This is a genomic window from Halomicrobium katesii DSM 19301 (assembly GCF_000379085.1).
Classification (GTDB): Archaea; Halobacteriota; Halobacteria; order Halobacteriales; family Haloarculaceae; genus Halomicrobium; species Halomicrobium katesii.
In genome coordinates, this window is sequence record NZ_KB905378.1 from 1,081,935 (window position 1) to 1,107,572 (window position 25,638).

Annotated in this window: 27 protein-coding genes and 5 pseudogenes; 15 read left to right on the plus strand and 17 right to left on the minus strand. The window is 63.9% G+C overall.

The annotated features are described in order from the left end of the window. Positions 1-114 precede the first annotated feature (114 nt). Entirely contained in the window at positions 115-789 is a 675-nt protein-coding gene (locus tag HALKA_RS0105725) for an ArsR/SmtB family transcription factor (protein ID WP_018257076.1), read from the minus strand. A 139-nt stretch (positions 790-928) separates the two neighbouring features. On the opposite strand from HALKA_RS0105725, the gene HALKA_RS22100 reads away from it, so the two are divergent. Both HALKA_RS22100 and HALKA_RS0105735 read left to right on the plus strand, forming a co-directional pair. Further along, the gene (locus HALKA_RS22100) at positions 929-1,054 is read left to right on the plus strand and encodes a DUF7859 family protein (RefSeq protein ID WP_018257077.1); all 126 of its coding nucleotides are present in this window, start codon (positions 929-931) and stop codon (positions 1,052-1,054) included. A gap of 38 nt (positions 1,055-1,092) precedes the next feature. Next, positions 1,093-2,190 (plus strand): aminopeptidase, encoded by a 1,098-nt coding sequence (locus HALKA_RS0105735; RefSeq protein WP_018257078.1) that lies wholly within the window; start codon positions 1,093-1,095, stop codon positions 2,188-2,190. A 201-nt stretch (positions 2,191-2,391) separates the two neighbouring features. Here the strand turns inward: HALKA_RS0105735 and HALKA_RS19150 are convergent. The 6 genes and pseudogenes from HALKA_RS19150 to HALKA_RS21830 form a co-directional block, all read right to left on the minus strand. Further along, positions 2,392-3,218 (minus strand): annotated as a pseudogene (locus HALKA_RS19150) (IS5 family transposase). After that, positions 3,169-3,723: pseudogene (locus HALKA_RS20220) on the minus strand (IS6 family transposase); the annotation flags it as partial. The pseudogenes HALKA_RS20220 and HALKA_RS19150, both read right to left, overlap by 50 nt. Positions 3,724-3,726: 3 nt before the next feature. Further along, positions 3,727-4,610, minus strand: a protein-coding gene (locus HALKA_RS20225; protein WP_155119368.1) for an IS1595 family transposase whose coding sequence is annotated in 2 segments (ribosomal slippage) — positions 3,727-4,148 and positions 4,148-4,610 — 885 coding nt in all. Because the reading frame shifts where the segments join, the coding sequence is not laid out codon by codon here. A gap of 59 nt (positions 4,611-4,669) precedes the next feature. Next, positions 4,670-5,485 (minus strand): annotated as a pseudogene (locus HALKA_RS19155) (IS701 family transposase); the annotation flags it as partial. 438 nt (positions 5,486-5,923) lie between these two features. Then, positions 5,924-6,486, minus strand: a pseudogene (locus tag HALKA_RS19160) (IS1595 family transposase); the annotation flags it as partial. A 2-nt stretch (positions 6,487-6,488) separates the two neighbouring features. Next, positions 6,489-6,920: pseudogene (locus HALKA_RS21830) on the minus strand (IS1595 family transposase); the annotation flags it as partial. A 238-nt stretch (positions 6,921-7,158) separates the two neighbouring features. Here HALKA_RS21830 and HALKA_RS20800 point away from each other — a divergent pair. The 4 genes from HALKA_RS20800 to HALKA_RS0105780 all read left to right on the plus strand — a co-directional run bounded on the left by HALKA_RS20800 (position 7,159) and on the right by HALKA_RS0105780 (position 9,809). Further along, entirely contained in the window at positions 7,159-7,314 is a 156-nt protein-coding gene (locus HALKA_RS20800; RefSeq protein ID WP_018257082.1) for a hypothetical protein, read from the plus strand. A 251-nt stretch (positions 7,315-7,565) separates the two neighbouring features. Next, on the plus strand, positions 7,566-8,144 hold the full coding sequence (locus HALKA_RS0105770; protein ID WP_018257083.1) for a magnesium transporter: 579 nt from the start codon (positions 7,566-7,568) through the stop codon (positions 8,142-8,144). Position 8,145: 1 nt separating this feature from the next. Beyond that, entirely contained in the window at positions 8,146-8,712 is a 567-nt protein-coding gene (locus HALKA_RS0105775; protein ID WP_026190177.1) for a magnesium transporter, read from the plus strand. A 47-nt stretch (positions 8,713-8,759) separates the two neighbouring features. After that, positions 8,760-9,809 carry a nucleoside recognition protein gene (locus HALKA_RS0105780; protein ID WP_026190178.1) on the plus strand — a complete coding sequence of 350 codons (1,050 nt, stop codon included), beginning with the start codon at positions 8,760-8,762 and terminating at the stop codon, positions 9,807-9,809. Here the strand turns inward: HALKA_RS0105780 and HALKA_RS0105785 are convergent. Further along, positions 9,806-10,219, minus strand: a complete 414-nt coding sequence (locus HALKA_RS0105785; protein ID WP_018257086.1) for a hypothetical protein — start codon at positions 10,217-10,219, stop codon at positions 9,806-9,808. The two genes, HALKA_RS0105780 and HALKA_RS0105785, sit on opposite strands and share 4 nt — an antisense overlap. 80 nt (positions 10,220-10,299) lie before the next feature. Between HALKA_RS0105785 and HALKA_RS0105790 the strand changes: the two genes are divergently transcribed. After that, positions 10,300-11,205 (plus strand): lamin tail domain-containing protein, encoded by a 906-nt coding sequence (locus tag HALKA_RS0105790; RefSeq protein WP_018257087.1) that lies wholly within the window; start codon positions 10,300-10,302, stop codon positions 11,203-11,205. Between the two features lie 61 nt (positions 11,206-11,266). Then, a complete protein-coding gene (locus tag HALKA_RS0105795) occupies positions 11,267-12,370 on the plus strand; it encodes a molybdopterin-dependent oxidoreductase (protein WP_018257088.1) in 1,104 nt (367 codons plus the stop codon). On the opposite strand, the gene HALKA_RS21835 is transcribed toward HALKA_RS0105795, so the two are convergent. Genes HALKA_RS21835 through HALKA_RS19170 form a run of 4 tightly spaced genes read right to left on the minus strand, consistent with a single transcriptional unit; the run spans position 12,371 to position 14,003 of the window. Next, entirely contained in the window at positions 12,371-12,610 is a 240-nt protein-coding gene (locus HALKA_RS21835) for an HAD-IA family hydrolase (RefSeq protein WP_080505794.1), read from the minus strand. Positions 12,611-12,622: 12 nt separating this feature from the next. Next, complete coding sequence (locus HALKA_RS21840; RefSeq protein WP_018257090.1) at positions 12,623-13,003, minus strand: HAD family hydrolase; 381 nt, start codon at positions 13,001-13,003, stop codon at positions 12,623-12,625. Next, entirely contained in the window at positions 13,000-13,416 is a 417-nt protein-coding gene (locus HALKA_RS0105805; RefSeq protein WP_018257091.1) for an RNA-binding domain-containing protein, read from the minus strand. Before HALKA_RS0105805 ends, HALKA_RS21840 begins: the two co-directional genes overlap by 4 nt. After that, positions 13,413-14,003 (minus strand): AAA family ATPase, encoded by a 591-nt coding sequence (locus HALKA_RS19170; RefSeq protein ID WP_018257092.1) that lies wholly within the window; start codon positions 14,001-14,003, stop codon positions 13,413-13,415. The genes HALKA_RS0105805 and HALKA_RS19170 overlap by 4 nt, the downstream gene beginning before the upstream one ends. A 291-nt stretch (positions 14,004-14,294) precedes the next feature. Between HALKA_RS19170 and HALKA_RS0105820 the strand changes: the two genes are divergently transcribed. Further along, positions 14,295-14,672 (plus strand): YccF domain-containing protein, encoded by a 378-nt coding sequence (locus HALKA_RS0105820; RefSeq protein WP_018257094.1) that lies wholly within the window; start codon positions 14,295-14,297, stop codon positions 14,670-14,672. Here HALKA_RS0105820 and HALKA_RS0105825 read toward each other — a convergent pair whose 3' ends face one another. After that, a complete protein-coding gene (locus HALKA_RS0105825) occupies positions 14,673-15,515 on the minus strand; it encodes a polyprenyl synthetase family protein (RefSeq protein WP_018257095.1) in 843 nt (280 codons plus the stop codon). A 532-nt stretch (positions 15,516-16,047) separates the two neighbouring features. Here HALKA_RS0105825 and HALKA_RS20810 point away from each other — a divergent pair. After that, the gene (locus HALKA_RS20810) at positions 16,048-16,398 is read left to right on the plus strand and encodes a hypothetical protein (protein WP_155119369.1); all 351 of its coding nucleotides are present in this window, start codon (positions 16,048-16,050) and stop codon (positions 16,396-16,398) included. Between the two features lie 139 nt (positions 16,399-16,537). Here HALKA_RS20810 and HALKA_RS0105830 read toward each other — a convergent pair whose 3' ends face one another. From HALKA_RS0105830 to HALKA_RS0105840, 3 genes are all read right to left on the minus strand, one after another. Next, the gene (locus tag HALKA_RS0105830; protein ID WP_018257096.1) at positions 16,538-17,491 is read right to left on the minus strand and encodes an electron transfer flavoprotein subunit alpha/FixB family protein; all 954 of its coding nucleotides are present in this window, start codon (positions 17,489-17,491) and stop codon (positions 16,538-16,540) included. Next, positions 17,488-18,279, minus strand: coding sequence for an electron transfer flavoprotein subunit beta/FixA family protein (locus tag HALKA_RS0105835; RefSeq protein ID WP_018257097.1), 792 nt, complete (start codon positions 18,277-18,279; stop codon positions 17,488-17,490). The genes HALKA_RS0105830 and HALKA_RS0105835 overlap by 4 nt, the downstream gene beginning before the upstream one ends. Before the next feature lie 115 nt (positions 18,280-18,394). Continuing rightward, positions 18,395-19,537: a helix-turn-helix transcriptional regulator gene (locus HALKA_RS0105840; RefSeq protein ID WP_026190179.1), complete on the minus strand. Its 1,143-nt coding sequence runs from the start codon at positions 19,535-19,537 to the stop codon at positions 18,395-18,397. A 156-nt stretch (positions 19,538-19,693) separates the two neighbouring features. Here HALKA_RS0105840 and HALKA_RS0105845 point away from each other — a divergent pair, with 156 nt between their 5' ends. Beyond that, on the plus strand, positions 19,694-20,929 hold the full coding sequence (locus tag HALKA_RS0105845) for a DUF7096 domain-containing protein (protein ID WP_018257099.1): 1,236 nt from the start codon (positions 19,694-19,696) through the stop codon (positions 20,927-20,929). Between the two features lie 31 nt (positions 20,930-20,960). Further along, entirely contained in the window at positions 20,961-21,422 is a 462-nt protein-coding gene (locus HALKA_RS0105850; RefSeq protein ID WP_018257100.1) for a type IV pilin domain-containing protein, read from the plus strand. Between the two features lie 98 nt (positions 21,423-21,520). On the opposite strand, the gene HALKA_RS0105855 is transcribed toward HALKA_RS0105850, so the two are convergent. Next, entirely contained in the window at positions 21,521-22,141 is a 621-nt protein-coding gene (locus HALKA_RS0105855) for a methyltransferase domain-containing protein (RefSeq protein ID WP_018257101.1), read from the minus strand. 178 nt (positions 22,142-22,319) lie between these two features. On the opposite strand from HALKA_RS0105855, the gene ahaH reads away from it, so the two are divergent. From ahaH to HALKA_RS0105870, 3 genes are all read left to right on the plus strand, one after another. Continuing rightward, positions 22,320-22,652 (plus strand): ATP synthase archaeal subunit H, encoded by a 333-nt coding sequence (ahaH, locus tag HALKA_RS0105860; protein WP_018257102.1) that lies wholly within the window; start codon positions 22,320-22,322, stop codon positions 22,650-22,652. Next, positions 22,639-24,879, plus strand: a complete 2,241-nt coding sequence (locus tag HALKA_RS0105865; RefSeq protein WP_026190180.1) for a V-type ATP synthase subunit I — start codon at positions 22,639-22,641, stop codon at positions 24,877-24,879. The genes ahaH and HALKA_RS0105865 overlap by 14 nt, the downstream gene beginning before the upstream one ends. 488 nt (positions 24,880-25,367) lie before the next feature. Continuing rightward, positions 25,368-25,625, plus strand: a complete 258-nt coding sequence (locus HALKA_RS0105870; protein WP_015762244.1) for an ATP synthase subunit C-like protein — start codon at positions 25,368-25,370, stop codon at positions 25,623-25,625. The last annotated feature ends 13 nt before the right edge of the window (positions 25,626-25,638 follow it).

Genomic DNA, 25,638 nt, shown 5'->3' on the forward strand with positions numbered 1-25,638 from the left:
GGCCCGTACTGCGGTGGGCCAACGCAGTCAGGAGTACACACCTGAGGTAAAAAGAGGCGACGGTAAGACAAAGAGCCGTTTGACAGACCTCCGAAGGTGGGTCAAGCGATAGTTTCACCGACCGAAGTGCCAGACTGCGAACATCGCGAGGAGGACGACACAGCCGCCCGCGAAAAACGCTGCACCCGGTGGAACGGCGTTTACAGCCGCCTGTGCACCACTCTGTGCGACGGTGCCGCCGTCGGCCGCGACCTGTCCCGCGCTCTCTGTCACGCTCCCGGTAGAACCGGACGGCAGATAGCTGCTCCCCGGCTGTCCCGTGCCGGCACTCCCCTCCTGGACGCCGCTTCCCAGCAGCGATCGACCCAGCAGTTCTTGGACGAACAGGCTGAGGACCCCCACGACGGCGACCCCGCCGAGCAGACTGGTCACCGCGCTGCGCAGCCCCGAGGTCTCCTGTTCGTCGCCCGCACAGATGACCAGCGGCTGGTCTGCAGGTGCGTACACGTCCATCTCTCGTCCCTTCTCGGAGTAGGCCGTGTCGGCGACTTCTACCGCACCGGCCGTTTCCAGCTTCTCCAGGTGGTACTGGGCGTTCTGGAGGGAGGTGTCGACGCGGTCGGCGAGCTCGCCAGGCGGGGCCGGCTCCTCGTGTATCTCCGCGAGCAACTTCCGGGCGGTCGCCGCCGACAACGCCGAGAGCACGTCGTCGGCGTCATCACTGTCGACCGAGATCACCCGAGGGTCCGCGTCGGTGACTGCGGGATCTTTCGAGGGGAGCAGTGACATGCACTCTGGGTACGTACTACGAGCGTATGAGTCTTTACCATACATCAAAGAGCTATTTTACAGACGCGAAAACCGGTCGAGCGGCCCGATTTCCGGACGTGCCGAAACGACTTTGTTCGGCCGGCTACAACGGCCGGCCATGCCCGGTTGGGAAGTGTACGCGATACTGGCGGTCCTGCTCCTGTTGGTCTTTTTCGTCTACCTGATGGTTCGCCGAACGGTGACGGGGTTCAAACAAGGGATCAAAGAGAGCCAGCGCAAGTAGACGAAACTGGTTAGTTCACGCACTCAGTGGCTGTCGACATGGACCCACGTGTCCGCGAACACGCAGAGATCGTCGCAGACCACTCCGTCGAGTTGCAGGCCGGTGACGACGTCGTCATCGACGCCCATCCCGACGCGGCGGACCTCGTGACGGCGCTCCACGAGGTGATCGGCGACCGCGGCGCGAACCCACTCACCGTCCAGGACCGCCTCGGTGCTCGCTTCCGACGCGCGTACCTGCGCAACCACGACGGCGACTTCGAGACGCCGGCACACGTCCAGGCGCTGTACGACGAGATGGACGTGTACATCGCCATCCGCGGCGGCGGCAACGCCACCGAGACCAGCGACGTCGACCCCGAGACGACCGCGGCCTACCAGCAGGCCCAGCAGCCGCTGCTCGACGAACGCCTCTCGAAGCGGTGGTGTCTCACCCAGTACCCCGCCCAGACCAACGCCCAGCTGGCCCAGCTCAGCACGGAGGGCTACGAGAACTTCGTCTGGGACGCGGTCAACAAGGACTGGGACGCCGTCCGCGAACACCAGTCCCAGATGGTCGACATCCTCGACCCCGCCGACGAGGTCCGGATCGTCTCGGGCGACACCACCGACGTGACGATGAGCGTCACCGGCAACCCGACGCTCAACGACTACGGCGAGCGCAACCTCCCCGGCGGCGAGGTCTTTACCGCCCCCGTCGCCGACAGCGTCGAGGGCGAGGTCCTGTTCGACAAGCCCCTGTACCACCAGGGCCGAGAAGTGACGGACGCATACCTCACGTTCGAGGACGGCGAGGTCGTCGACCACAGCGCGTCGAAAAACGAGGACGTGCTGACGGAAGTGCTCGACACCGACGCGGGCGCGCGCCGACTCGGCGAACTCGGGATCGGGATGAACCGCGACATCGACCAGTTCACCTACAACATGCTGTTCGACGAGAAGATGGGCGACACCGTCCACATGGCCGTCGGCCGCGCGTACGACGACACCGTCGGCGAAGACAACGAGCAAAACGACAGCGCCGTCCACGTCGACATGATCGTGGACATGAGCGAGGACTCGTACATCGAGGTGGACGGCGAGCGCGTACAGGAGGACGGGACGTTCGTGTTCGAGGACGACGAAATCGAGCAGTAGCGAACCGGAACGCTGCACGGCTGGTGCAGCGAAGCGGGGGAGACGACCCGTCTGGCGTTTACAGACCGAGACGCCGACGGCACGTGACCCGGGCCACCCGCTCGCGCTGGTGAGATCTCACTCGGAGGATGTGTTCTGGTTCGAACATTGTTTCTGGAATACGAACACTCTGCCTTGTTGAATCCAGGGATGGCGTAGCGATCACTCCTTGATGGCTTGTTCGAGGTTGTAGACGGCGACGGTCAGCACCAGTTCTCGGAATTCGCGGTACCACGCGCTCGGCCCGACAGCGGACCAAATCGGCGCTTGATGGCCGAGAATGCGGTCTCGGCCATCCATCGCTGCCCGTAGAGATCGCTGTCCAACCGTGCGTTGTGGGCGTGATCGTAGTGCGCGAACAAGCGGTGTCTGATGACCGGCCGGACGCCTTCGGAACGCAGTGCGTCCCGCAGTGACTGATCGTCGTAGCCTTTGTCACCGGCGAGACTCTCGATTTCAGCGGTATTGCGCAGCGCCACTTGACGGCCGACCTGTGTATCGTGGGGCCAGTGTGCCGAGCAGTGGAGGTCAAGGACGGCACACGACTCCGTGTCTACGAGGGCCGTCGTTTTCAGCGTGCGTATGTGGCGATCCGACCGGTCGACGTAGTGGCTGGATGCCGCTTCACGGTCGAAAAACGTGGCATCCAGCGCCCCATGATTGCCGGGATCGCAGCGGGTCGCCGACCGACGGAGCAGTTGCCGCCAGATACGGATCGGCACCCGTTCGAAGGATCGACACAGCGTCGAGGGGGCCGGGAAGTCGGTCCGAGCCAACTGTAACAGGCCACGAACGCGATCCATCTCACTCGCCCAATCGACGATTTCGCGGTAGCTCGCGTCCATGTGGATCCGCAAGAAATGCAGCGTCAGATGCTTCCAATCCGCAAATCCGTTGCCAGCCGGGTCACTCACCACCGCCGTGGGGCTAGGGTAGTGTTCAGATAAGCTGATTCCATGCGAAGCTGAAGGATCTGAGCCAGTCGTCAGCTGTATCTGGATCGACGTGACTGAAATAGTTTGAGAACGAAGAGGTTCATCGCTTTACTTCTCGAAAGACACGTTCGACGCTATTCCGATTTCCATGTTTTTGGTATCTGAAATCGAGACCATGCCGTGAACACGCGTCTTTCAACGGAGTCGCACCATCGACGAGAAACACGGCGTCGTCGACATCGTGTTTCTCGCGTAGCTCGGCAAAGAATGCATGAGAAATAACGTTCGTACGCGTTGGCTCAAGCTTTATATGGAGCAATTCGTTTGAATCTGGATCGACGGCGGCGTACAGCCAATACTGTTCGTCATCGATTCGGATCACCGTTTCGTCAACCGCAACCTGATCCGGAGATCGGCCAGACTCTGGCTGTAGCTCGGCCTTGTGAACCCAGTTATGAACGGTGGATCGAGCACGTTCGACACCAAATATCTCAAGAACTGAAACAGTATTAGAAAGCGACAATCCAGCGAGATGCAACTGAATACTGAATTTCATCAGCGCTCATCCCGATACATTGTAACACAGCAGTTTCTTGAACCAGTCGTCCGGTGAGTTGAGTTTCAGTGCGAGAAATCCGAGGTATTTTTGGAGATGATGCTTCGAGATGCCTCTGAACTTCGCCAGCCACTGGCGAAGGAAGCTGTGGCGGTTCTCGCAGGTATTTGTGTGGGCGTCACCGATGACGTAGGTGTCGGAGTGGGTGACGGCCAGATGGCCGTCCACCCCCTCCGTCTCCTCGATATCCTCATAGATCGTGTAGCCGTCGGTACAGAGGATGACGCTTCCGTCGCCGTACTCAGAGATGTCCTCGTCGGCCTCTTGCAGATCCTTACAGACGAGAAATCGCACTCGTCCGTCGCTCCGACGGACGAGTGTCAACACTGGCGGTTTGTCTGATTCGAAGGTTCCGCGCCCCTTTTTGAGAGTCCGCGCGAGCGCGGACTCCCATCCTCATCTTCGAGTCCCTTCTCACCAGCCGTGACGTAGACCTCGTCAGCTTCGCACACGTCGTAGAGGTCGAATTCGTCGATATTATCACTCACTTCCTGCACTTTGTGAACGTAGTTGAGAACAGCCTCGTAGTCTCGATCAAGGTCACGAGCGATCTGAGCGGTCGGCTCAGATCGCATCTCCTTGACGATATAGAACATCTCTTCGAGATCGAAGCGATGCTGGCCGAAGATCGTCTTTGTGAGGTCGTTGAAGTAGGTTTCGCAGGATTTGCACCAGTACTGCTGAGCGTCCTTACCGGTCGTTCCTCGGTCGACAACCGCGTCACTCTCGCAGTGAACACACGTCACCGTCTCGCCGAACCGGGCGAGACGGAGACGCTCGAAGTATCGCTCACGCGGTGGAAGGAACACTTGAGCTGACTGCTCGTCCATCGTTGGCTGCTACTGAGTCGCCAGCAGAATTGATGTTACGATCTATCGAGATGAGCGTTGTCTTCTTTGTCGGTTTCTTTCTCAGCGAGGACCAGCTTCACGTCTCCCAACTGGGAGACGGGAAGCTTCTTCGTCTAGATGTGGTAGATTTCGTCCTCAACGTTACGCTCAACCGTGTCGATGCGCTCTTCCAGCGCATCGACGCGGATCACTTCTCCGCCGTAGGTCACCTGTCGATTGCTCCGGAGCGGGCCAATCCAGTCCTTGTCGTATGATTCGATGAGTTCAGGAAGGCCGGAGTTGTGGGCGAACCACGAGTCGAAGAGGTAGGTGTCCGCCGGGACACCTACCTCGTCTTCGAGTTCTGTGACGATATCGCGGGCGAGGTCGTACTTAGTGTCGTGGTCTTGGCCGTCTCCATCCTGTTTTTTGTAGAGGCGGAAAGTGAGCGGATAGGCGGTTTTGTCGTCAGCGTAGAAGGCGTAGATGAGGTCTTGGCCCCAGACAGTGTCGCCTTGGGCGTGATCGTAGAAGCGACCGACGCCGGGGACGTCGTCCCCGGCTTTCTCGGTGATCGTGTCGTCGAGGATGATGTAGCCATCCTTCGACCAGCGCGTTTCACCGTGTTTTTGGAGTTCTTCGAGGCGTTCGTGGTTGAATTGCTGTTCGTCCCAGTCGTACTCGGTGAGGAACTTGTTGAGAGCGCGTTTGTCTCCAGCTGGAAGGACTTCGCGTGCGATACCTGCCACGGTCTTGTTGCTGGCCGCAACAAGACCTGTGGCGTAGGTTTTGGCGTGATAGCGTTGCGCCGGTGAGAGCGACTCGAACTCGTCGAACACACGCATACACGACAAGAAGTCCGTAATCGGCATCATCCGTCTTCGCTACCGCCTATGTCACGCTCCAACTTCAACGTTCAAAGCTGAGGGCCTTGTTTAGACGCAGTACAAATCGGCTCTTGCGGCGTATGCTCCGCGAACAGATCGACACGATGAGGCACTCAGGACAGGTTTTAGATCAACCGCAACGGCCCGTGACTCGCCGGTTGAGGAGCGTCTAAACACGGCCAAGCTGAGTAATAAGAAAAGTCATCACACAATGATGATGGGCTCTTGTGACAGAGATTGTTAGTGAGTCATAGCGCAGTTTCGAAGATTTTTGAGCTCTTTTTCCCGGTTTTCAGAACACTTCACCGCGGAGCTGAAATGCTTGGAAATACGGTGTACGCTCGTGTGAAGCACGTTGTTGGTAAATCAGAGGACGGTTCGAACGATTTCTTTGAGCGCTTCTTCACCGGGTTTGCGTAGGATTCGTCAGCGAAGTTGGAATACTCTGAGATACGGCGTCAGTTTGTCTTTGGAGACTCCTCGCAGGTATTCACGTGTGCGTCTCCATCCACGTATTCACCCTCGCTGTGAATGACCGCTTCTCGCTGGTAGTGCTCGTCGTCTTCGAGTGGATCGTACGCTCGAAATCCATCAGTATAGCTGGTTAGCGACTCTTCCTCGCAGTCGCCGAGGAGGAGTCGCACGGTCGATTCGTCAGCGGATTTCGCCGAGACAACGTAGCGCTCACCCCTGCCACGATCGACCAACGTGAACACCGGTGGTTTGTCACCATCGTACGATCCTCGTCCACGCGTGGACAGACCACGCGAGCGCGACTCTTGATCGTGCTCGTGGCCCTTCAGCCCCGCAGTCACGTAGACTTCGCCGATTTCGGCCGGGCCAACGAGGCTGATGGCTGGCGCGTCGAGCGTTCTGGCGAACTGCTCGACGCGCCGCCATAGTGACCGATACGAAACGGGGAGTTCAGCGTCCAACTGGTGGATACTCGTGTTGAACCGAAGAAACGAGTAGAACGCGAACAAGAGCTTGTCGGGAGCTTGTCCTCAGCGTATGTTCCACGTCCGCTCGTGAACAGGTCGCACTCGTGGCCCTTGAGACCCACTTTCATGTAGAACTCGTCGGTCTTAACGGGGCTTTCGAGGTATGGTTGAGGCAAGCGCGTTCAGCGCTTGCAGGAAGCGCTGACACGCCGGTGGACCGTCTTGTAAGAAACGTCAATTTCTGCGTCTAGCTGCCTGAGACTCGTGTTCAAGCAGATGTGGATGTAGACGGCGAGAACTCACTTTCTGAGCGCGACCGTATAGTATTCGAAGATTGTGCCAGTCTGATCGTTGAATGTGCGGTCGCAATTATCCCATAGAAGCTCTGAAACACTCGATAACTGCCGTACCGAATCACAGATCGGCACAGTAGCGTGGGAAATAGGCCGTCGCGCCGAGACGAACGCCTTGATTGGCATCATCGTTTGTCGGGTGATACGGTCACGTCACCCTTGCCTGCTGTGACTTCCAGTTACTGGTGAGAACTGACCAACAATCTTCTACCCAAGAGCGTCCAATCATTGTCCTATAGTGTATTGGAATTCAATATTAAACACTCAACACCACCTAGTTAATTCTTCTATATTACTTATACTAAATTATTTGAAGAATGGTTCGAATAGGCGTTAAATATATTCTCCCGGAAATACAATGTACGCTATGAATAGTGAGAAGATACTTATTATCGTGGGTCTGGGCTTCTTTGTCGTAGGGTTGGCTTCGCTCTACGAACCAAAACTCGACATGGCTCTCTCAATGGGATATTTTGTGCTTTCGTTCTATGCCTTTTTCAAATACGTTAGATACAATAGGTGAATCGAGTGTGTGAATGAAATGTATAGAAACTCTCAATAGAATACATTTGACTGTCGTTTTGTTGTTGGTGAAGATGCTGGGTGCTTCTTGAATTGCTGTCTCTCGATCGCCGTTACGTGTGCGTCGATGCGTGGCGTGGATGAGACGGCCCTCACCGAAGGCTCGAATCACAGTCCTGTCCTCCCGCCCGTCTGATCGTCGACTGTATCGAGCCACGGGTGTTTTTGTTGGACCCAACCGTTCGGTCGTCAATGACGGTCCGCGAGATCGCCGCGGAGGCCTACCGGGAGACGCTCCCGGTGCTGGTGTTGAGTGCGATCGGCGGCCTGTTCGCCGGGCTCGTCCTGGTGGGGATGGAGGCAGAACTCGCGGCCGTTCCCGGCCTGCTGGTCCTGGTGCCGGCGCTGCTCGCGACGCGGGGCAACGTCTACGGTTCGCTGGGCGCGCGGCTCGGCTCTGCGCTCCACCAGGGTGTCATCGAACCCACGCTCGACTTTGGCGACGAGCGGCTCAACGCCGCCATCGCCGCGGCGCTGGCGAACGGCATTCTCGTCAGCGGGTTCGCCGCCGTGCTGGGCGTCGTCGTGCTCCGCGTGCTGGGTAGCGAGTCGGCAGCTCTCTCGACGCTCGTCGCGATCGCGCTGATCGCCGGCCTGCTCTCCGGGCTCTTGCTGACAGTGGCCGTCGTCACGGTCGTCGTCGTCGGCTACCGTCGCGGGCTCAACCCGGACACGCTCGCCGGGCCGGTGGTGACGACGACGGGCGACGTGGTCGGCATCGCGACGATGCTGGTGGCCGCTCGGATCGTGCTCGCCGTCGGGGGTGGCTGAGATGGTCGAGGGGTCGGCCGAGTGGTCGGTGTCCGGCATCGTGCGGACGATGCTGCCGCTGCTGTGCGTGTTGACCGCGATCGAACTGGTCAGCGGACTCGTCCTGGAGTCCTTCGAGGAGACGCTGCTGGCCGCGCCGTCGCTGCTCTTGCTCGTCCCGGTGACCATCGGGATGGGCGGGAACCTCGGCAGCGTGCTCGCCGCGCGGCTCTCGACGGCGTTTCACCTCGGCCTGCTCTCTTTTTCGCCGACGGACGACCGCCTCGCGGGCAACGCCGTCGCGACGATCGGGCTCTCGCTGACGGTCTTTCCGCTCGTCGGTGCCGGCGCGTGGGGGCTGACCGCCGTCGTCGGCGAGACGGGGCTCACACTGGCCACCGTGGTCCTGATCGCGCTCCTGAGCGGCCTCGTGCTGTCGGTGCTCGCCGTCGTCGTCACCGTCGTCACGACCTACGCGGCCTACCGCTATCGGCTGGACCCGGACGACGTGGTCGTGCCCGTCGTCACCAACGTCTGTGACGTGCTGGGCGTGCTGGTGCTGTTCGGCGTCTACCGGGTCGTGGCGTGATCGACCGGGACCGACGCGCCTTTGCTCGGCAGGTCCTCAGCACCGCCGTGCAGTCACACGTCGCCCTCCAGTCGGTCGGGCCGGTCGTCGATCTGCTCTGGGGGACGGTGCTCCCGCGGGTGGGAACCATCGCCGTCACGCTGGCGCTGGGCGTGTTCCTCGCCGACCTCGCCGTCGCCTTCGGGATCGTCGAGTACATCGCGACGCTCTCGAAGTACCTCACCGAGCCGGCGAACCTCCCCCGCGAGGTCGGCACCGCGATCCTGGCGACGACGGCCTCGCCGACCGCGGGCTACGGGATGCTCGCGGAGTTTCGCGAGTCGGGCGTGCTGGACGACCGCGCGACGCTGGTGGCCGTCACCATCAACACGTTCTTCGGGTTCGCCCAGCACATCTTCACCTTCTACGCGCCCGTTCTGATCCCGATTCTCGGGCTCCGGGTGGGGCTGCTGTACGTCGGCGCTCGCGCGGCCATCTCGCTGGCGATCACGCTCGTTGGCATTCTCGCAGGCGCACTCTTGCTCTCGAATCGCAACGTCGACCGCAGCCGGATGCCCGAGGTGGCGGACCCGACCGAGGAGCACGGCACCGCTCGCGAGAAGCTTCGGGACGCGGCGGCGTCGACCGCCGAGAAGCTCCGGGACATCCTGCCGCGCCTGCTGGTCATCTACGCGATCGTTGCGGTGCTGGTCGCGTGGCGCGAGATCCCCGCACTGGTGACGCTCGTGGCGGTGCTGAGCGAGTCGGGCGCGGCCGGCGTGGTCCCGTCGCTGTCCGAGAGCGTCGGCGCGTTCACCAGCGCCGTCGGACTGCCGAGCGCCGCCGTCGGCGTCGTCGCCGTCTACACTATCGACACCACCAACGGCTCGATCGTCCTCGCGCCGTTCGTCGAGAACGGGACCTTCACCCCTCGTCAGGCCGTCGCGACGATGCTCGTCGGCGGGATCGTCTCCTTCGCCGTCTCGACGTTCAAGCGCTCGATCCCGTTCCAGTACGGCATCTGGGGGGCCGACTTCGGCTCGAAAGTCATCGCCGTCAACACGACGCTGAAAGTGCTGTTCATCGCGCTCGCGGTGGTCCTGTTACTCGTCCCCTAGACGAGCGGTCCCAGTCCGCCCCGATCGACGAACCGATCGGTCCCGTACCGGACGAGCGCCTCGGCGAGTCCGGGCACCAGTGCGAACCCCAGTAAGAGGGGCCAGACGACGAGGTACGAACTGAGCGGATGGAGGTGCGTGCCGTAGGCCCACTGGTACACCGTATCGCCCAGCAGCCAGAGCGTCGCGGCCGCCGGTGTGACCAGTGACAGTCGGACGAGCAGGTACAGCGGGACGGCACCGATCAGGAAGAGGCCGACGAGGGCGTAACCGACGCCGAAGGCGGTCGCGGCCACGTCGTCGGTCGCCCAGTACACGCCGTTCGCGCGCAGCCACGCGAACACGACGGCCGCGTAGACGATACCACCGACAGCGGCGACGACGCGAGGGTCGCGGAGCTTGGAGGGCATCGTCCGTCACTGCACCCCCCTCGCACATCAATCTCGTCCCGACGCTAGAGCTTTGGGTCTCCCCGGCCACCGGCCACACGATGGACCGTCGGCGCTCACTGCTCGTCGCCCTGGTGGCCCTGGCCGCCCTCGCCGGCTGTCTCTCGGGCGGGCCACAGACGCCAGCCGCGCCCGGCGACGCCGTCCCGGCAGGGAGCGACACCGTCAACGCCACGGTCACCCGCGTCGTCGACGGCGACACCGTCGAGATCCGATACGACGACGGGACGTTCGACACCGTCCGGCTGCTCGGGATCGACACCCCCGAGACCCGCGGCGGGACGAACTCCGCGGAGTTCGAGGGCGTCCCCGACACCGCGGCCGGCCGGGCCTGTCTCGAACGGGCGGCCGGCAACGCGACCCGCGCCCTCGAAGCCCTCGTCGGCGGTGTGCCGGTCGTCGTCGCTGTCGACCCGAAAGCCGACCGACGGGACCGCTACGACCGACTGCTGGCGTACCTCGTCGTCGACGGCGTCGACGCCAACGAACGGCTCGTCGAGCGGGGCCACGCGCGAGTGTACGACTCGACGTTCTCGCGCTCGGACCGGTTCTACGACCTCGAAGCGAACGCACAGGACGCCCGGCGGGGCGTCTGGGCCTGTGTGGACCCCGCCACGCCGACTGGCGGCGTCGGCCTCCGGGTCGTCGCCGACGCCCCGGGCGACGACCGCGAGAACCCCAACGGCGAGTCCGTCGTCGTCTCGAACTCCGGGGGCGACCCGCTCGCGATCGGCAACTGGACGGTCACCGACGAGGCCGGCCACAGGTACACCTTCCCGCCGGGCGCGACGGTGCCCGCGAACGGTTCGGTCCGACTCCACTCCGGTTCGGGGACCGACACCGCCACAGAGTTCTACCGCGGGAACGGCCCGATCTGGAACAACGACGGCGACACCGCCACCCTGCGCGCCGCGAACGGCACGGTCGTCGCCGCGGCGTCGTACTGACCGTCCGCGAGTTTCGCGGGCCGCGCGACACCCACAAACCGATCCGGTCCCAAGGGCAGGTATGCGCCGGCCCGACTGGCTCCCTGCGCGAACGGTCGCCGCGCTCGAACCCGGCCCGCGAGTCCTCGACTGGAGCCTCGCGGCCAGCGTCGTCTTCATCCTCACGACGGGATTCTACAGCCTCGTCGTAGGTCGACCCGCACAGGCCTGGGTCTTCGATCTCCACGCGATCGCCGGTCTCGGGCTGGTCGTCCTCCTGGTCTTCAAACTCCGCCGGGTCGCGCCACGGGTCGCGCCCGATCGGCTCACCGCTCCCAGAGTCTTCTCGCTGTCCCTCGCATTCGTCACCGCGGCGGCGCTCGCTACCGGCCTGTGGTGGGTGCTGGGTGGTTCGGTCTCGATCGGCCCGTGGGGACTGTTGAACCTCCACATCGGCGTCGGGCTGGTCGTCCCGGTCGTCCTCCTCTTGCACCTGCGCCATCGGTTTCACGACCCACGGAACGTGCCGAGCCGCGACCGCCGCACAGCACTGCAGTACGCCGGCATCGCCGGCATCGCGGCCCTGACCTGGCGGAGCCAGCGAGTGCTCAACGACGCCCTCGATACGGCCGGCGCAGACCGGCGGTTCACCGGCTCTCGCGAGGTCGGGACGGACGAGGGCAACGCCTTCCCGCCGACGAGCTGGATGGCCGACGACCCCGATCCCATCGACAGCGACGAGTGGGTCCTGTCGGTCACCGGCCGGGTCGGCAGTCCCGCGACGTTCGGCGTCGACGACCTCGAACTGGACGACCCAGAGGGTGCCGACGAGCGGCGGGCCGTCCTCGACTGCACCAGCGGCTGGTACTCCGAGCACGACTGGCAGGGCGTCGCGGTCGCGGACCTGTTGGCGGCGGTCGAACCGGACGACGCCGCCCGGTGGGTCCAGTTTCGCTCCGTGACGGGGTATCGCTGGTCGCTCCCCATCTCGGAGGCCGAGGACGCACTGCTGGCGACCCACGTCGACGGCGACTCCCTCACGCACGGTCACGGCGCGCCGATGCGACTGGTCGCGCCGGGACACCGCGGCCTCCAGTGGGTCAAGTGGGTCGACGAGGTCCGGCTCTCTCGCCGCCGCGAGATCGGCGAGTCGGTCGCGATCTTCGTCAGCGGCTTCGAGGAGTGATCACAGCATCGCGGTGAGGATCGCGAACAGGTCCGTCTCGGCGTCCTCGTACTGCACCGGCACGAAGCCGGCCTCGCGGGCGGCCACCACGTCCGACTCGTGACTGTCGCCGACCATCACGTACTCCTCGGCGTCGACGCGCTCGCGGACGGCGTCGTAGGGGTCGCCGTCGGTCTTGTGCCCGCCCACGTCGTAGGAGATCACCGTCTCGTCGAAGTCTGCGAGGTCGTGGCGGTCGATCTTCGCGCGCTGTCACTCGCCGACGCCGTCGCTACAGACCACGAGCGTCGTCGCCTCGTCCGCGCCCAGTTCCGAGAGGCAGTCCCGCGCGGCCGACGACACGCCGGTCGCCGCGAGCTCCTCGTCTCGTAGCGCCGCCACGAGCGCGTCCACGTCCGCGTCGTCGGTGTCGATCTCGGCCTCCGCCAGCGCGGCCCGCATCCCCGCGTGGTACGGCTCCGGCTCACACTCCTCGAACGTGTCGAAGAAACCGGTCTCGTAGGCCGCGACCATCTCCTCGGTCGCGGTCCCGACCTGGCGCTCGAAGGCCCTCTCCAGTATCTCGTCGAACGAACGATCGTACTGGACCAGCGTCCCGTCGAGGTCGAAACAGATCGCCGTCGTGGTACTCATTCGGTGTCGATGGGCGCGCCGTCCTCGGTCGGCGGTGCGATGGCGTCGATGAAGGCCTCGGCCGACGGCTCGGTCACGCGCACCCGGACGTGGATGTCGCCGAGCTCTGCGGGCCCGCCCACCGAGAAGTTGATCCGCCCCTCGAAGGCCGCCTGCTTGTTCAACTCGAAGGTGAACGTGTCGTCGTCGAGCGTGCCGAGGAAGACCCCCCGTGCCGTGTCGAGGATCTCCTCGCGGTGGAGCAGCTCCGAGACGTGGCTCATGTCGTGACACTCCGCGACGATCTGGTCGCCCTCGTAGCTTGGATCGGCCGTCGGGAAGATGTTCGTGACGGCGTCGGCGACCCGATCCGTCACCTCGCTGTCGTGGACCGGCGCAGTCACTCGCACGTCGACGCTGTAAACCGCGCTCATGCGTCTCCCTCCGCGGCGTCGTACTGGCTCCGGTAGGCGTCGATGCCGTCGGCCAGCAGCGTCCGCACCTTCGACTGGAACGCCGCCAGACTGTCGGTGTTGTCGATGTGTACGTCGGCCCGTTCCATGGCCGCGTCCATGCCGAAGCCTCGCTCGCGTTCGTCGCGCTCTTCGAGGGATTCACCGCCGTCGTCGCGATCGCCGTCTCGGCCCCGTTCTGCCAGCCGCGCTTTCCGGACCTCGAACGGTGCCTCGATGCTGACCAGCGAGAACGACGCCCCGAACGCCTCCTCGAAGGCGTCGACCTCCACGTCCGACCGGACGCCGTCGACCAGCACCGCGTCGCTCGACGCGAGCTCGTCTTCGATCAGCGGGAGCGACCGCTCGGCGATGGCCGCCGGCCCGTTCTCTTCGCGCAGCGCCGTCGCCACGCGGCCGTGCTCGGTCGCCGGATCCAGCCCGCGGTCCCGACACGCCGCACGGATCACGTCTCCCATCGTCACGACCGGCACGTCCAGCTCGCGGGCGACGTTGGCGGCCTCGCCCTTGCCGCTGCCCGGTAGCCCGACCGTCGCGAGTACTCTCATGGTGCTGGGATAGTCGCAGCCGTCGCTTAAGCACTGTGCTCCACCCGCGACAGCAAACATATACCGCTTCGTGATCTATCGCCGGCCATGGCTCAACGCTCGCTGGTCGTCCGTGCTCTCTGGTTCGTCTTCGACGACCGTTTTCCGCGTCGGGTCTCCTCGATCGCTCCGCTCGCTGCGGGGACCCTCGCGCAAAACCGTCGATGAAAAAGGCAGCCACTCACTCCGTTCGTGGCTGATGCTGCTCTCCTCGCCCGCAAGCATATACCGCTTCGTGATCTATCGCCCGACATGGCTCAACGCTCGCTGGTCGTCCGTGCTCTCTGGTTCGTCTTCGTCGGCTGGTGGCTCACGCCGATTCTGGTCAACGTCGCGTGGCTGTTGAACGTTACCGTGATCTTGCTTCCGTTCGGGATCAAGCTCGTCAACCTCGTCCCGACGGCGCTGACGCTGGCCGAACCCCGATCGCTGGCCGAGGGAACCGGGGCGTCACAGCCGTCGCTCGTGGTGCGGGCGATCTACTTCGTGCTCGTGGGCTGGTGGCTCTCGTGGCTGTGGGCCAACGTCGCCGCCGCGCTGTCGATGACGATCGTCGGCATTCCGATCGCGATCTGGCTGTTCAACCGGCTTCCGTACGTCACGTCGCTGTACCGATTCCACGGGCGATAGCTACCGTTCGCGGACGACGACGAACTCCGCCAGATCCTGCAGGTACTCCGTCGCCTGGCTGTCGTCGGTGTCGACGGTCGCGAGCGCTTCGAGCGCGGCGTCGGACTCCGCGCGAGCCCGTTCGTTGGCCTCCGCTGGCGTGAGATCGGTCACCTCGACGAACGAGGGGCGGTCCATCTCGGCGTCCTGGCCGGCGGGCTTGCCCAGTTTCTCCGCGTCGGCCGTCGCGTCGAGCACGTCGTCGCGCATCTGGAAGGCCACGCCGACCCGCTCGGCGTACTGGCCGAAGGCCTCGACCGTGTAGGCGTCGGCGTCGGCCGCGATCGCGCCCAGCTCCGCCGCCGCCCGGAACAGCGCGCCGGTCTTCCGGCGGGCCAGCTCGATGTACTCGGTCTCGTTGGTCGGTTGGCTGACGAGCTCGGTCGCCTCGCCCTCGCCGAGTTCGACCATCGACTCGGTCACGGCCTGCATGGCTCGCTCGTCGCTGGAAAAGAGTGCGAACGCTTCGCCGAGCAGCCCGTCGGAGGCGATGATGGCCGGCCCGTGGCCGAAGGCCGCCCACGCCGAGGGCGTCCCGCGACGCACGTCGGACTCGTCGATGATGTCGTCGATCACCAGCGAGGCGTTGTGGACCAGTTCGATCCCGACCGCGAACTCCACCGCGTCGGCGGGCTCCCCGCCCAGCGCCTCACAGACCAGCACCGTCACTGTCGGCCGAACGCGCTTCCCTCCGGCCAGGGCCACGTGGCGGAGTTCGTCGGCGAGTTCGTCGGGTTCGACCCCGTCGAGAACGGCCTCCAGCCGTTCCTCGACGCGGTCCCGACGCCGCTGTAAGTACTCCATCATCGGTCTTTAGGACTACCCCGAAAAGTACCTACTCATCCGTCTGCTTCTGGCCTCGTCTCTGTGCCGGTCTCTGCGGGCCCCGACACCGGAGCCCTCTTGTACCCGCGGCGCTGACGGAGACACGACGGCACGGTCGGCCAGCGATCTTTCGGCCCGCGTGGTTTCCACGCGTGGTTCTCGCTGGCTTTCCTACCCCGTCTCTCGAACACCGACGAGCGACGGCGTTCTCACTCGAACCCCTCGATCAGCGCCGGCACTACCTCAGATACATCTCTTCCGCTGGGGATTTCCCGGTCGCTGCGCCCCCCGCGGGACCTCGCGTAGAAAGACGTGGACAAGCGTCTCATAGAAACAGCCTCTCGAAGCTCGTTCACCGATAACGGATCGAATCGGCCGGTTCGTGAGCGTGCGAACCCACTGAATTGGAAGACTAGTGACTCGCTTTAGCAACGGTTATCTTCCTTTCATTCGATATGATTTTCATATGAAGCGCCGAACGATTCTGTCTTCGGCAGGAACTGCTCTCAGTATGAGCGTGGCTGGTTGCCTGTTCGATCAGACTGAAACAGGGCCGGATTTTACCCTTCACAATATTCGTTCTCATCTAGCTGATCAAGAGACAGCAATCGTAGTGGGGAGAGTTAAAAAACGGGGGGACGCTGCCGGAAATGTCTCAATTAGGGCAGAACTCCTGATCGAAGATGAGTATAACCACGCAAGTATACAGACGTTCGTGATCTCTGAAGACGTAGATGGTCGTGTAATCGCACTTCCGTTTACATCAGACTCATCGTTTTACGACGAACAGACCTTTACCGCGCGGGCAAAGATCATCCGGCACGGCGAGGCGGACGGCGAATGGGTGAGTGAAACAGCATAACTGGGGCTCAAGTAATATTCAACTGCTTCGGAGAGATCTCTGGATTTACTGTAGCCCGTCTGCTGGGGCTTTGAGACTGGTTCTCTGATGGAGGCTGGGTAAAAAACGCGACCGACGAGCCACTCGCGCGAACGGCGGACTAGCTCTCGAACCCCTCGATCAGCGCCGGTACCACGTCGAAGAGGTCGTCGACGATCCCGTAGTCGGCGATGTCGAAGATCGGCGCGTTGGGGTCGTCGTTGATCGCGACGATCGTGTCTGCGCCTTTCATCCCGGCGACGTGCTGTACCGCGCCGGAGATGCCGATGGCGATGTACACGTCCGGCGTGACGACCTTGCCAGACTGGCCGACCTGCCTGTTTTTGGGCAGCCAGCCGTTGTCGACGATCGGGCGGGACGCCGACAGCGTCGCGTCGAGTGTGTCGGCCAGGTCGCGGATCAGATCGAGGTTCTCCTCCTCCTCGATCCCGCGACCGATCGAGACGAGCACGTCGGCTTCCGAGATGTCGACGTCGCCGCCGCCGACCTCCTGGAAGCCGGTGACCGTCGAGCGTATCGCCGATTCGTCGATCGTCGCCTCGAAGGGCTCGACCGTGGCGTCGCCGCTGCCCTCGGCCGCGGGCCACTCGGCGGGTCTGATCGTGACCGCGGTGCTGTCGGCGTGACTGTCGATCGTGGTCTCGACCTTCGAACCGTACAGCTCTCGGGTGGCGGTCAGTCCGTCGTCGTAGGCGAGATCGACGGCGTCGGTGATCAGCGGCAGGCCGACCCGGTTCGCGACGGCCGGCGCGTAGTCGAGCCCGTTGACGCTCTGGGGCATGAGCAGTACCGTGGGATCGATCTCTTCGGCCAGTTGCGTGACCGCCTGCGTGTACACGTCGTGGTTGAACTCCTCGCCGTGGGCGACCGTGTGGATCACGTCGACGCCGTCGCGGTCGAGCCGATCGGCGTACTCCTCGACCGAGCCGCTGACGACGGCCACGTGGAGGTCGCCGTCGGTCGCGTCTGCCAGCTCGCGGCCGGCGGTCACGAGTTCGTGGCTCACGTCTCGCAACTCGCCGCGGCGGTGTTCGGCGACGGCCAGGACCGTCATTGGCCCACCCCCCGTTCGGCGAGCAGGCCAGCCAGCTCGCCGGCCGTCTCCTCTGGCGTGCCTTCGTACAGCGTCGCGCCACCCTCGGATTCTGGCTCGTACAGGGCGGTCTGTTCGATCGGGCTGTCCAGCGCCGTCGCGTCGAGCCCGATATCGGCGAGCGTCTTCTCGGCCAGTTCCTTGCTCTGGGCCTGTCGAATCCCGCGGAGGCTGGCATAGCGGGGGTCGTTGATCCCGGTCTGGATCGTCAACACGGCGGGCAGCTCCACGTCGGTCAGCTCTTCGACGCCGCCTTCGAGTTCGCGGTGGACGTGTGCGACGCCCGCTTGAGCGTCGAGATCGAGCGCGTTGACGACGGCCGCCCACTCGGTCCCGAGCTGGTCGGCAAGCGTCACGCCAGTCGCGCCGAGGCTGTCGTCGGCCGACTGGACGCCCGTGAGTATCAGGTCGGGGTCTTCCTGTTCGGCAACGGCCGCAAGCAGGCGCGCTTTCGTCGCGGGATCGAGCATTGCGTCGTCGTCGAGGGCGTCGTCCCAGACACGAATCGCGCGATCGGCACCCTTCGCCAGTGCCTGTCGGATCGTCTCCTCGGCGTCACTGGGGCCGATCGTCACCGTCACGACCTCGACGTCGTCGAGCGATTCGGAGAGCTGAACGGCTTCCTCGACGGCGTACTCGTCCCACTCGTTGAGGTCGGCCGTGACGTACCGATCGTCGATGCCGAGTCCGTCGATCTCGAACTCGTCGTCGACTGCGGTCACCTCCTTTACCGTGACAAGGACTTTCATACCACGCAGTGGGGCCGGCCGCCCGATAAACGTTTCCGAACCACTGGCCACGCGACCAGAGTTTTTTCGGAGGGCCGGCACTCCCCGCGGTGTTCTCCTGGGGTTCGCGACGGTCTCAGTTCTCGATGTCCGTGACGTCCTCGTCCGGGAACGAAATCAGGTTCTCGCGTCCGATCCTGAGCTTGTCGATCTGGCCGTCCTCTTCCATCGAAGAGAGCAGCTGTGAGACTTTCGCGTTCGACCAGCCGGTCTCTTTGACGATGTTCGCCTGCTTCATTCGTCCGCCGTTGCGCTCCAGCAGGAGTTCGACGCGTTCCTCGTCGCTGAGCAGCTCTTCGTCGATCTCTTGGTCGGGCGCTTCGTCGGTTTCTGTCGGGGCCGCTGTCGGCACAGTGGCAGGTGGTTCGTCCCCGTCGTCGTCGGACTCGGTCGCGAGGGGACTTCTGTCGAACGCGTCGCGGTCTATGACGCTGTCGTCCCGAAGCAACAGCACGTAGACGCCGGAGGCGGCGACTACGGCACCTAACAGGGCGAGCCCGCCCCAGAGCAGTGACGATCCGCCGTCGGGGTCCCCACCGGGGCCTCCACCGGGGGACGACGGCGAGTTAGAGGGTCCCTCCGCTCCGGGAGTGTAGGCGAGTTCGAGTTCGGACTCCGTGAACGTCGTCGGACCCTCCCAGACGATCTGTCCGTCCCGCACCTGTTTCGGGACTGTCCGGATCCCGGCTCCCGGCGGCAACTCGAGGACGAGCGTCTGGTCCGCTTCCAGGCCGGTCAGCCAGGGATCCGTGGTGTTGTACACGTCGTCGACGTACCGGGTCTCTCCCTCCGAGCGCGCGAAGTTGGTCCAGGTAAAGGACAGCGTCAACGTCCCATTGGTGAGATTGCTGCTTCGCCGTACGTCGCGCAGTTCCATCGGGCGACCGGTCGCTTCGCTCGCGGCCGCGTTCGCCCGCCGGAACGCCGACAGCCCGAGCGTGTCCGCTTCGCCCTCGATGAACCGCTCTGCCGTCGTGTTGAAACTGTCTCGCTCCTGCTCGTTCGCGACGTCGAAGCCACTGGCGGTGATGGAAAACGTGGCGTTACCGTCAGACCGAAGCTGTATCAGGATCGTCGTGTGGCTGGCGGTCGACGACGCTGTCGGCGGCGGCGTTTGCTGGGCGTCGACACCGCCGACCACGCCACTGGTGGCCGCAACTGGTGCCGAGAGCACCACCAGCAGGAGGGCGAAGTGGGCGGCTCGTAACCGGTGTGACATCTTCACCCCGTGACTGTGCTGCCCGGGAGGAAAACGCTTTCCATCACGGGATAAAACGTCAGCGTCGTCGTTGAAACGTCTCGCGGACTCTCATCGGAGAACACCGATCCCACGGAAGAGAGGGATTTTTGTGGGACGGGGGAGAAGGGCGTAACGATGCGTCCCGCCACCGTCTCGATCCTCGCCCTCCTCTTCGTCGTGCTGTCGCTGCCCGCCGTGGCTGCGGGTCCCGTCCCCGCTGGACAGGGGACAGCGGCGCAGTTCGACGACCCGTCGCCGGTGATCGTCCCGATCCAAGAGTTCGCGAACTACCTGACGATTCCGCCTGGCAACGTGACGGTCTCCGACCACGGAGCCGTCAACGTCAACACCGGAACAGCAGTCGCGACCGACGCCGCGTCCCTCCACGGACAGCATCGGACGACCGCCTTCGAAAACGAGTTTTACGACACCTCCTCGACCAGCGAGCGCTCCGATATCATCCGCTCGGAAGTGAGCTGGGCAGAGACCAGGTCCGACGAGTTGCGCGTCCGACGCGCCGGTGCCATCGAGGCGTACGCCTCCGGGACGATATCCACCACGAAGTTCGTTCGGACGATGGCACTGATCGACACCGAGGCACGGCAGATCTCGGCGACGATCGGTCGGGTCAAAGACGTCGCCAGACGGTCGAGCTACTCGCTCCCGCGGCGACTCGACACGCGTATCGAGAACCTCAGAGGCGAAGTCGAGGTACTCCGTGGGCCGGTCGCCCAGCGTGCCAGCGAGGCCGTCACCGGTGACCGGACGATCGAATCGGTCTACGTCGAGAGTTCGGACTCGGGGTACACGCTCGCGATGGTCGACGGCGACTCGTACTACCGCGAGACGTATCTCGCCGACGAGCGGCGGCCCGAGGCCACCGATCAGTTCCGGGAGAGCGACCTCTATCTGGTCAACGCGGCCAACCGTCGCGGCATCGAGCTGTACCCCTGGGTGACCAACGACACCTCGCCGTCCGGCCAGGCGATCGGCGAGACCGGCATCTACCGGTTCCGGGCCGAGTACACCAGCGGCGACCTCACGGCGTATCTCGACGGCGGGACCACCAACGTCTTCCGCGAACACCAGCGCCAGTCGCTGGCGGCGATTCCGGTTACCGACACGGTGACCGAACAGGACGACTCGCTCCGGCTCCGGATCAATCGGACGTACGAAACCGGGCCGATGCACGTCCGGCTGGTCGACAGTGCGACCGGCGAGCCGGTGTCCGGAACCGTCCGGATCGACGGCGAGTACGTCGGGACGACCGGTGCGGACGGGGCCCTCTGGACCGTCGAGCCACGCCCCGGTGTTCCGCTGACGGTCCGCACCGACGACGGCAGCGTCTTCGACGCCCGGCTCCCACCCTGACGTTCAAACCGGAACGGGCCACACCGGCCGTATGGACCGCGCCACCTCGCCGGTCGTCGGTGTCGCGCTACTGCTCGCGCTGACGGTGCTGGCCGCGACCGCGGTCGGCACCGCCGCTGTCGCTCTCGATACCCCGACCCCGGCACCGACGGCGTCGTTCTCGCTGACGGCCGACGCCGCAACCGACACGCTGGTCCTGACACACCGGGGCGGCGACACCGTCTCAGTCGAGCGACTGCGGCTGGTCGTCACGGTCGGCGGGGACGAACTCGACTCCCAGCCGCCGGTGCCGTTCTTCGCCGCCGAGGGGTTTCGAGGCGGCCCCACCGGCCCGTTCAACAGCGCCGACGACGGCACCTGGAGTGGCGGCGAACGGGGATCGTTTCGAATCGCGTCGACGAACGCACCGCTGCCCGAAGCTGGGGATACCGTCGTGGTCCGGCTCCTCGCCGGTGACACGATCGTCGGGACCGTCCGCGCGACGGCGAGCTGACGGCCTGTAGGAGCGTCGCCACACCGACGCGGCGAGTCGTTTCTCGGCGGCCGCCTCGACCGTCTCGTACGGCCTATTGTAGATCGGTACCGGAGATCTCACTCGGGGACGCGTGCGATCGTGGTGATGGCCTTCGGACTTCCCGGTCTGTTCTGCTGAATGAAGTGCTCGAAGTCGGTGAAGCCAGCGTCTTCGAACATCCGGTCGGCCTCGTCCTCGTCGTAGAACAGCATGATCGCGTCCGCGAGCTTCTGGAAGACACTCTGGCTCGGGTAGTCCGGACCGACGATCAGCACCCGTCCGCCGGGCTTGGTGATGCGTCGACACTCTTCGAGCGCGTCGACGGGGTTGGGCCAGTACTCGATCGATCCCGACGACCAGACCACGTCGAACGTGTCGTCCTTGAAGGGGAGACGTTCCGCGTCGCCGCGGTGGAACGCGACCGGACCGCGCTTGCCGAACTTCGCGTACGCCTTCTCCAGTTGGTGGGCGCTCTGGTCGAGCCCGTAGACGTGTTCGGTCGCTTCGAGCAGTCCCTCCGTGGCGAAGCCGGTGCCACACCCCACGTCGAGGACGTGATCGTCCGGTTCGATGTCGAGCTTCGCGATCGCCTCGTCGCGCATCTCCTCGTTCCAGATGAATGGGTTGACACGGTCGTACACCTTCGAGAGGTACTTGTAGAACGTCCGCGCACGCGACTTGTTTTCGAGGACTCCCATTGCTCAGGGTTCGGGCTTGGCAAGCATAATTGCCCCGGATCGTCGTCGCGGTGACACGCCCACTCCGCACCGGTGGCGGTCGACCCGTCGTTTTTTCACGGCTCCTCGCACGCCACAGAACCGGGCCAACTTCGCAACTACCAAATAGCCGCTACAGCAACGTCAGGGTGATTAGAGAATGCCACGGCCAGAAGTTCTCGACCGTATCAAAGCGGCCGAACAGGACGCCGACGACATTGTCGACGAGGCCGAACAGGACCGTGAGCAACGACTCGAAGACGCTCGCGAGGAAGCCGAGCAGATCCGCGAGACGGCCAAAGAGGAGGCCCAATCGGCAGCCCAGGAGCGTCTCGAAGAGGCTCGTGCCGAAATCGAGACCGACCGCAAGGAACTGCTCGAAGAGGGCGAGCAGGCCCGCGACGATCTCGAATCGCGCGCTCAAGAGCGCACCGAGGACGTGATCGAACACGTCACGGAGCTGTTCGAGGAGGCGGTACATGCTCAGACCTGAGCGAATGAGCCGCGTCTCGGTGACCGGCTCGAAACGCGTCATGGACGACGTCATCGAGACCGTCCACGACCTGGGTCTGTTGCACGTCACCGAGTACGACGGCTCGTGGGACTACTTCGAACCCGGCGACCCGTCCGAAGGAGCCGAAGACGGCTCGGAGAAGCTCGTCACCGTCCGCTCGCTCAAGTCGATCCTCGACGTCGACGAGGCCGACGCCGGCCCGACGCGGCTGGTGACCGACGAGGCACTCGACGAGGAACTCGAAGAGATCCGTCAGACGGTCAACGAACTCGACGACCGACGCGACGAACTCACGGACGAACTCCGAACGATCGAAGACGAGATCCAGACGATCGACCCGTTCGTCACGCTGGGGATCGATCTGGACCTCCTCCAGGGGTACGAGAACCTGTCCGTGGTCGTCGGCGAAGGCGACATCGAGACCGTCCGGGACGCGCTCGCACACAGCGACGTCGACCTCTACCAGTTCTTCCAGGAAGACGACGTCATCGCGGTGGCCGCACGCACGGACGAGGACACGCTGCAGGATGCCCTCGTCAGCGCGACGTTCACGGAGCTAACGGTACCCGACAGCGAGGCCGATCCCGAGTCTTACCGCGAGGAACTCCAGCACCGCAAACAGCAACTCGAATCGAAGCTCACGACCGTCGAGGACGAACTCGAAGACCTTCGCCTCGACGTCGCCGGTTTCCTGCTCGCGGCCGAGGAGAAGCTGGCGATCGACGTGCAAAAGAGCGAGGCACCGCTGACGTTCGCGACGACGGAACACGCCTTCGTCGCCGAGGGGTGGATCCCCTCGGATCGGTACGCGGACCTCGCGGAAGCGCTGACCGACGCCGTCGGCGAGGCGATCGAGGTCGACGAACTCGAACGCGCAGACTACAGCGACGAGGGCCACCCGGAGTCCACCGAGACGGTCGAGACCGACGACTCCGGCGGCTCGGGCGGCGCGTCGACCGGCGAGACAGTCGAGGCGTCCGCCAGCGACGAGACCGAGAGTCAGGAGGTCGCCGCCGACGGCGGACTCGTGACGATGGGCGACAGCCGTCCGCCGGTCGTCCAGAACAACCCCGGCGTCGTCAAGCCGTTCGAGGCGCTCGTCGAGATCATCAACCGACCCCAGTACGACGAGCTCGACCCGACGGTCGTCTTCTTCCTCACGTTCCCGGCGTTCTTCGGGTTCATGATCGGCGACCTCGGCTACGGGATCCTCTACATGGGACTTGGCTACTGGCTGTTGAAGTCCTTCGACAACGACGTGGTCAAGAGCCTGGGCGGTGTCGGCCTGCTGTCTGGCCTGTTTACCGCCGTCTTCGGCGTGTTGTACGGTGAACTGTTCGGTCTCCACCAGCTCGGAGATATCCTCTGGAACGGCCATCCGCCGATCCACAAGGGGCTCCAGCCACACTACCTGGCGTACGGACAGGCCTGGCTCCTCGTCAGCGTCATCGCTGGCGTGCTCCACCTTGTCGTGGGCCGGATCTTCGACTTCTACAACAACCTCGATCACGGCCTCGGTGGGGCGATCATGGAGAGTGGCTCGTGGATCCTCTTCACCGTCGGCCTCTGGCTGTGGGTGTTCACCCGGACCGCCATGGGACCGAAACCCTCGTTCATGTTCGAGGTGTTCGGGAGCGGTGAGGGCGCGGCACTCCCGCTCGGCTTCACCGGCTTCCCCGTTCTGGAGCTGTTCCGAGTCCCGATTGGTGGGTTCGACCTCGTGATCGGCGTCGCGCTGGCCATGACGATCGTCGGATTGATCATGGTCATCGCCGCCGAGGGCGGGATCGGTCTCATCGAGTCGATCACCCAGGGCTTCGGGCACGTCGTCTCCTACACCCGGATTGCGGCGGTGCTGCTGGCCAAGGCCGGGATGGCACTCGCCGTCAACCTGCTCGTGTTCGGTGCGACCCTGCACGGTGGAGAGTTCCACCTGATCTGGTTCATGTCCGAGGAGCCAGTCGCCGACGACGTCGTCTTCCAGGGGCTGCTGAACCTCGACGGGCCGATGGCGATCGTCGGCCTCCTGTTCGGGCTCGTCCTCCTGGTGCTCGGGCACCTGCTGGTGCTCGTGCTCGGGATCACCTCTGCCGGCCTCCAGGCCGTCCGTCTCGAATACGTCGAGTTCTTCGGCAAGTTCTTCGAGGGCGGCGGCAAGGCCTACGAGCCGTTCGGGTACGATCGCGAGTTCACGACCGAGGAGTAACTGACGGCTCACATCGTTTTCTCGGCGCGTCGTCCGTGCTTCGAGAGACAGCCTCGAACGGCGTCCCGTGTCTGGCGAACTCGACAGCGACCGGTACGGTGTCGTCGTCTGACACGCTGTGGCGGCGACAATCGGGAGTGCGCGCCGTCGGACCTCGGCGACGTTCCGGGAATGTCGCTTGGCCAACGAGTCTCCGACGGCGCTTACAAAACGGATAGATATCTCTCGTTCTGTGGATGATCGTTTGTTTAAGATCCGGTCTGCAATTCATATCGCCATTTCTTCGCACAGCGTCGCCTCGCGGGTCGTTCGTACGAACTAATTTCACCCGGTCCGTGGCCGAGTACTTGCTAGGCGTTCACGTCCCAAGGACCCAGCCGAGACGGCCCAAACCAGCCGAGCAGGGCCGTGACCATCTGTTTTGGGAAGCTTTATGACTCCGGTATGGCCATATGCGCTTGTCCGGAACCAACTACAGGATTCCAACAATGTCATCCGCACTACTCCAAGCGTTTGTCGGTAGTACCGCTGCTGCACCTGCAATCCCACCGCTGGCCGCCGCCGCACTGGCCGTCGGACTCGCCGCAATCGGTGCAGGCTACGCGGAACGTGGAATCGGTGCCGCCGCAGTCGGTGCGATCGCGGAGGACGACTCCATGTTCGGTCGTGGCCTGATTCTGACAGTGCTCCCGGAGACCATCGTCATTCTGGCACTGGTCGTCGTGTTCCTCACGCTGGGACAGTAGACTCCACCCCTTT

What these genes read in the sequence shown, in the direction of transcription:
- HALKA_RS0105725 (WP_018257076.1), bottom strand. Translation starts at nt 789, where the DNA reads ATGTCACTGCTCCCCTCGAAAGATCCCGCAGTCACCGACGCGGACCCT.
- HALKA_RS22100 (WP_018257077.1), top strand. Translation starts at nt 929, where the DNA reads ATGCCCGGTTGGGAAGTGTACGCGATACTGGCGGTCCTGCTCCTGTTG.
- HALKA_RS0105735 (WP_018257078.1), top strand. Translation starts at nt 1,093, where the DNA reads ATGGACCCACGTGTCCGCGAACACGCAGAGATCGTCGCAGACCACTCC.
- HALKA_RS20800 (WP_018257082.1), top strand. Translation starts at nt 7,159, where the DNA reads ATGAATAGTGAGAAGATACTTATTATCGTGGGTCTGGGCTTCTTTGTC.
- HALKA_RS0105770 (WP_018257083.1), top strand. Translation starts at nt 7,566, where the DNA reads ATGACGGTCCGCGAGATCGCCGCGGAGGCCTACCGGGAGACGCTCCCG.
- HALKA_RS0105775 (WP_026190177.1), top strand. Translation starts at nt 8,146, where the DNA reads ATGGTCGAGGGGTCGGCCGAGTGGTCGGTGTCCGGCATCGTGCGGACG.
- HALKA_RS0105785 (WP_018257086.1), bottom strand. Translation starts at nt 10,219, where the DNA reads ATGCCCTCCAAGCTCCGCGACCCTCGCGTCGTCGCCGCTGTCGGTGGT.
- HALKA_RS0105790 (WP_018257087.1), top strand. Translation starts at nt 10,300, where the DNA reads ATGGACCGTCGGCGCTCACTGCTCGTCGCCCTGGTGGCCCTGGCCGCC.
- HALKA_RS0105795 (WP_018257088.1), top strand. Translation starts at nt 11,267, where the DNA reads ATGCGCCGGCCCGACTGGCTCCCTGCGCGAACGGTCGCCGCGCTCGAA.
- HALKA_RS21840 (WP_018257090.1), bottom strand. Translation starts at nt 13,003, where the DNA reads ATGAGTACCACGACGGCGATCTGTTTCGACCTCGACGGGACGCTGGTC.
- HALKA_RS0105805 (WP_018257091.1), bottom strand. Translation starts at nt 13,416, where the DNA reads ATGAGCGCGGTTTACAGCGTCGACGTGCGAGTGACTGCGCCGGTCCAC.
- HALKA_RS19170 (WP_018257092.1), bottom strand. Translation starts at nt 14,003, where the DNA reads ATGAGAGTACTCGCGACGGTCGGGCTACCGGGCAGCGGCAAGGGCGAG.
- HALKA_RS0105820 (WP_018257094.1), top strand. Translation starts at nt 14,295, where the DNA reads ATGGCTCAACGCTCGCTGGTCGTCCGTGCTCTCTGGTTCGTCTTCGTC.
- HALKA_RS0105825 (WP_018257095.1), bottom strand. Translation starts at nt 15,515, where the DNA reads ATGGAGTACTTACAGCGGCGTCGGGACCGCGTCGAGGAACGGCTGGAG.
- HALKA_RS20810 (WP_155119369.1), top strand. Translation starts at nt 16,048, where the DNA reads ATGAGCGTGGCTGGTTGCCTGTTCGATCAGACTGAAACAGGGCCGGAT.
- HALKA_RS0105830 (WP_018257096.1), bottom strand. Translation starts at nt 17,491, where the DNA reads ATGACGGTCCTGGCCGTCGCCGAACACCGCCGCGGCGAGTTGCGAGAC.
- HALKA_RS0105835 (WP_018257097.1), bottom strand. Translation starts at nt 18,279, where the DNA reads ATGAAAGTCCTTGTCACGGTAAAGGAGGTGACCGCAGTCGACGACGAG.
- HALKA_RS0105840 (WP_026190179.1), bottom strand. Translation starts at nt 19,537, where the DNA reads ATGTCACACCGGTTACGAGCCGCCCACTTCGCCCTCCTGCTGGTGGTG.
- HALKA_RS0105845 (WP_018257099.1), top strand. Translation starts at nt 19,694, where the DNA reads ATGCGTCCCGCCACCGTCTCGATCCTCGCCCTCCTCTTCGTCGTGCTG.
- HALKA_RS0105850 (WP_018257100.1), top strand. Translation starts at nt 20,961, where the DNA reads ATGGACCGCGCCACCTCGCCGGTCGTCGGTGTCGCGCTACTGCTCGCG.
- HALKA_RS0105855 (WP_018257101.1), bottom strand. Translation starts at nt 22,141, where the DNA reads ATGGGAGTCCTCGAAAACAAGTCGCGTGCGCGGACGTTCTACAAGTAC.
- ahaH (WP_018257102.1), top strand. Translation starts at nt 22,320, where the DNA reads ATGCCACGGCCAGAAGTTCTCGACCGTATCAAAGCGGCCGAACAGGAC.
- HALKA_RS0105865 (WP_026190180.1), top strand. Translation starts at nt 22,639, where the DNA reads ATGCTCAGACCTGAGCGAATGAGCCGCGTCTCGGTGACCGGCTCGAAA.
- HALKA_RS0105870 (WP_015762244.1), top strand. Translation starts at nt 25,368, where the DNA reads ATGTCATCCGCACTACTCCAAGCGTTTGTCGGTAGTACCGCTGCTGCA.